At 65.5% G+C, this 4185-nt stretch carries 6 protein-coding genes; 5 read left to right on the forward strand and 1 reads right to left on the reverse strand.

What is annotated here, in order from left to right; genetic code table 11:
* From PLL20_21870 to PLL20_21890, 5 genes are all read left to right on the forward strand, one after another.
* On the forward strand, window positions 1–765 hold a 765-nt coding region (locus PLL20_21870; protein HPD32647.1), incomplete at its 5' end, for a hypothetical protein.
* A gap of 24 nt (window positions 766–789) precedes the next feature.
* Window positions 790–1617, forward strand: coding sequence for a hypothetical protein (locus PLL20_21875; GenBank protein HPD32648.1), 828 nt, complete (start codon window positions 790–792; stop codon window positions 1615–1617).
* Entirely contained in the window at window positions 1614–2459 is an 846-nt protein-coding gene (locus tag PLL20_21880) for a hypothetical protein (GenBank protein HPD32649.1), read from the forward strand. Before PLL20_21875 ends, PLL20_21880 begins: the two co-directional genes overlap by 4 nt.
* 10 nt (window positions 2460–2469) lie before the next feature.
* Window positions 2470–3093: a hypothetical protein gene (locus tag PLL20_21885; GenBank protein HPD32650.1), complete on the forward strand. Its 624-nt coding sequence runs from the start codon at window positions 2470–2472 to the stop codon at window positions 3091–3093.
* 10 nt (window positions 3094–3103) lie between these two features.
* Window positions 3104–3445, forward strand: coding sequence for a hypothetical protein (locus PLL20_21890; protein ID HPD32651.1), 342 nt, complete (start codon window positions 3104–3106; stop codon window positions 3443–3445).
* Between the two features lie 187 nt (window positions 3446–3632).
* Here the strand turns inward: PLL20_21890 and PLL20_21895 are convergent, their stop codons facing one another.
* Window positions 3633–4067, reverse strand: a complete 435-nt coding sequence (locus tag PLL20_21895; GenBank protein HPD32652.1) for a hypothetical protein — start codon at window positions 4065–4067, stop codon at window positions 3633–3635.
* Between the last annotated feature and the right edge of the window lie 118 nt (window positions 4068–4185).

Below are 4185 nucleotides of genomic sequence, written 5' to 3' on the forward strand. Positions count from 1 at the left end.
GACGCCTGGCACGGCCTGCTGGCCGTCGCGGAGATCGTCTGGCACGCCCTGGAGGTCGGCTGGATCGAGACCACGGCTTTCTTCTCGAAGCTCTGGACCGGCTTCACCAGCTTCTTCGCCAAGACCTGGGAGAACATCAAAGCCGGAGCGCAGAAGGCGTGGAACTGGATCAAGTCGCTGTTCGACGATTCGGTCGATCTGGAAGCCGAGAACAAACTCGTCGAGGAGCAGAAGCAAGCCGCCATCGCCCGCATCGAGGATGAGCAGAAGCGCAAGACCGCCCAGCGTGAAGCGGAGCGGGAGTCCGAGCGCCGACGCGCGGCCGCGATCCACGAGGCGACGTTGGGTGAGATCGGCCGCGAGAACATGGAGAAGCATCGGGCGCTGGACACCGAGTACGCCCAGCGGATGGCCGAGAACGAGGCGGACCTGGCCAAGGCCCGGCAGGAATGGCGCGACGCCATCGATGAGGCCCGCAAGAAGCGCGAGGCAAAGGAAGCCGAGGGCGGCCCCGATGGGCTGGAAGGTCCAGATGACATCATCAACAAGGCCCGCGACGCCCTGGCCGGATTGGGTGACATCGGGGATCTGGTGCAACAGGAAGCGGCGAAGATCGGCGTCAAGGGCACGTTCAATGCCGCCGCCGTGCAGGGCCTGGCCGCCGGTGATGCCGCCGATCGCACGGCCAAGGCCAGTGAAGAGACTGCCAAGAACACCAAGAAGCTCGTCCAGGCCGCGCAGACCGGCGGCCTGACGTTCGCTTGACCCCCGGAATCAGGAGAGGCACGGATGCCGATCGTCTGCACCGAGAACATCGACTCACGCCAGATCACCGAAACCCAGTCGGCGGAGTTGCTCTACACGATCAGCGGCACGGCCGATGAAGCGGCGGCCATCGCCTCGCTCAAGGCGACCGCGCCGACGGTGCTGCACAACATGAAGCGCCAACCGGTGACGGTCGAGCCGGTCCACGTCGACACCACCAACCCCGACAAGTGCATCTGGACCGGCACGGTCAACTACGCGCCCTTCGAGTACCAGGAGCCGCCGGAGACCGGCGATTCGTCATTCAGCTTCGACACCGGCGGCGGTACGCAGCACATCACGCAGTCTCTGTCCACGATCGGCCGGTACGCTGCTTCCGGCACCGCCCCCGACTTCAAGGGCGCGATCGGCGTCACGCACGACAACGTCGAGGGCGTGGACATCACCGTGCCGGTCTACAACTTCTCCGAGACGCACTACCTGTCGGCGGCGACAGTCACCACGGCCTACAAGGGCACGCTCTTCCAACTCACCGGCAAGGTGAACAGCGGTTCGTTCCGTGGCCTGGCTGCCGGTGAATGCCTGTTCCTGGGCGCGTCCGGTTCGCGGCGCGGCACTGGCCCCGATGACGATTGGGAGATCACCTTCCGCTTCGCCGGTTCGCCCAACCGCACGGGCATCACCGTGGGGCCGATCTCTGGTATCGCCAAGAAGGGTTGGGAGTACCTGTGGGTGCGCTACGCCGACGCGGAAGACACTGGCAGCAACACGCTGGTCAAGCAACCCATCGCGGCCTACGTCGAGAAGGTCTATGAAGACGGCAACTTCGCGGCATTGGGGATCGGATCATGAGCGATGGCTTGAAGAAGGTCCAATCCGGCCAGCCGCTGACCATCCCCGCCAGCGCCTACAACGCCTTCATCGACGCGGCGCTGGACTTTCGGCAGCGCACGGCCCACCTGGGCCAAGGGGCTCAACCCTCGTTCTCGCAGGCCAGCATCGTGCTGGTCCGCAACGACAGTGGCTCGAATCAGACCCGCATGGCGGTATTGGGCGTCGATACGCCGATCATCGATCCGTCGGCCAACGAGGAGGAGTTCAAGAACCGCGTGGCGCTCTCCTGCGTCGCGCCCGCCGCCGACACGCACGAGGGCAAGTTCGTCATCCTGGCCGAACCCATCGCCACCGGCAAGATCGGACGCGCCTACGCCGCCGGTGTCTGCCCGGTGAAGATCGACGTGCCCGACGAAGACCACGAGTGGCGCTACGCCGAGATCGCCGACGGCGTCACGGCCAACCTGAAGGTGAGCATGCAAGGGTCGGCGGGCGTCCTCTGGCGCGCGGGCGGGACCGGCGTGCAGTGGTCGGTGGTCCGTCTGGGCAAGCCCACCCCAATGCATGTGTTCCCCGTTGACCTCACGCAGTACGGGGGCGAGCAGGGCGACGAGGAGAATCCGGCAACCTGGACGTATGACGTGCTGGACGTGGTGACCGGCGAGACGCTGGAGAGCGGCGTCGATCCCGTGGCCGCGCCGCACAAGTGGCAGCGTCCCAGCATCGGCCAGATGATCGCCGCGACCTTCGGCTATGCCCATTATCAGGGTGATGGGGCGGGCGGTCTGGAACTGGTGCTCGGCTGGATCAACGAGATGGTCGACCAGGAGGCCTGCGAGACGGCCAGCAGCACCGAGTAAGGAGGCCAGCGTGGGCGCACCGGGTAAATCAGTCGTGGTCGAAGGCGGCAAACGCGGCGTGCTGCTGGGCGGCAAGTCGGCGGTCTACAACGCCGAGGAGATCTGCCCGGCCTGCTGCATCGAGTTCACCCAGCAGTGGTCATTCACCGATTCGGGGTTCATCGACGGCGGGCAGGACGGCGCTTTCCGCGCCTACGACAATCCCGCCGACGTGCCCGCCAGCCCCTGGTCGATCCTGAACAACGGCCTGGGCCTGCGACTGGACTGGGAAGACGACCAGAACTGCCGCAGCCACAATCCCTACACGCAGTACGCCACGGCGACCTGCCAGATCACCGTGCCCAAGGCGATGATCATGACGGTCAACTGGTCGGGCATGGGCGAGACGCAGGATCCCAACTACGAACTGATGAGCCTGTATGTGAACGGCGGGCTGGTCGGATCGGCCCATGCTCCCGGCGGCGGTCAGGGCTGCGCGGGTATGGGACCGGTCATCTCCAATCCGCCGCCGCCCCAACAGGTGCTGCTCAATCCCGGGCCGCACACACTGTTCATCGACGCCACGACAAACGATCCGCTCTACCACTTCGGGGCGTGGTATCGGTTCGACCTGACCTTCGAGCTGGCCCCCTGAGGAGCATGACATGAGCGAGACGTTGACGCCCAAGCAGAAGAAGCCCTGCACGAACTGCCCGCCGGTGGTGATCCCGCGCCGGGCCTATACGCCCACGCGGCCGAGTTGTGTCGAGTGCGTCGAGAAACACCTGGGCGCGGCCCTGGTGCTCCTGACCGAAACCCGTGAGGGCTACGCCTACCGCCTTCGGGCCATCGGGCATCTGTTCGAGGCCGAGGACGAGAGCCAGGAGTGGCCCGAGTTGCACGCCGCCATCCGCGAGGCTCGCAAGGCCTACCAAGCGGACGGCACGCTGCCGGAATGGGAAACCTTGGCAGAGACGGTGGTTCGCACGGCGGCGGTGAAGACGTGATGCAGTGCCGGGGGCGTAGAACGCGAAAACAGGCGATTTTGAGACTTTCGCTTGTAAACCCCTGTGAATGCGGGGGCCAGCGTTGTCTCACGGTCTCAGCCGCGTGAGACGGCTGAGACTTCGGGAGGGGGCAGAGGCGCAGAATGCGGAAATACCCGATTCTGGCACTTTGGCTCGTAAACCCTTGTCAGCACAGGGGCCGATCTGGTGCCACGCCTTCGCCAACCGGCACGGTCTCAACCCCCTGATCGAACGTCAGGCACTTCCAGAGCCGTCGTTGCTTGCGCCAGTCCGGTTCGGCGGCGATGGATCGAACCATGATCTCGCGGATGGGGTCGCGCCCCCGGAAGGTGCGCGGCAGGAACAGGATGTCTTCCTGGATGTCCGGCGCGAGTTGGAGCAGATTCATGATCTGCGTCACGCGGGCGCGGGTCACGTGGCCCAGACGGGCCAGGTCGGCCTGATCGGCAATCTCGCCCGCCTTGATGAGCCGGTCGAACCGGATCGCCAGGGCCATCAGACGCGAGATGCGCGGGACCGTGCCCTCTGGCGTCGCGTCCAGTTCCGGCGGCGGGCCTTCCTGGATGACCTTGCGGGTGCGCTGCCCCCGCGTGAAATGCACGTCGCATTCAATCCTCAAGCCTTTCATGCGGTCACCTCCTGTCGGTTCAGTTCATCGGCCAAGGTCTTGATGCCCGTGGGGTGGAAGGTGATGGCGACCTTCCCGTTAGGGCCGTCGT

This window comes from Phycisphaerae bacterium (genome assembly GCA_035384605.1).
GTDB lineage: Bacteria > Planctomycetota > Phycisphaerae > UBA1845 > PWPN01 > JAUCQB01.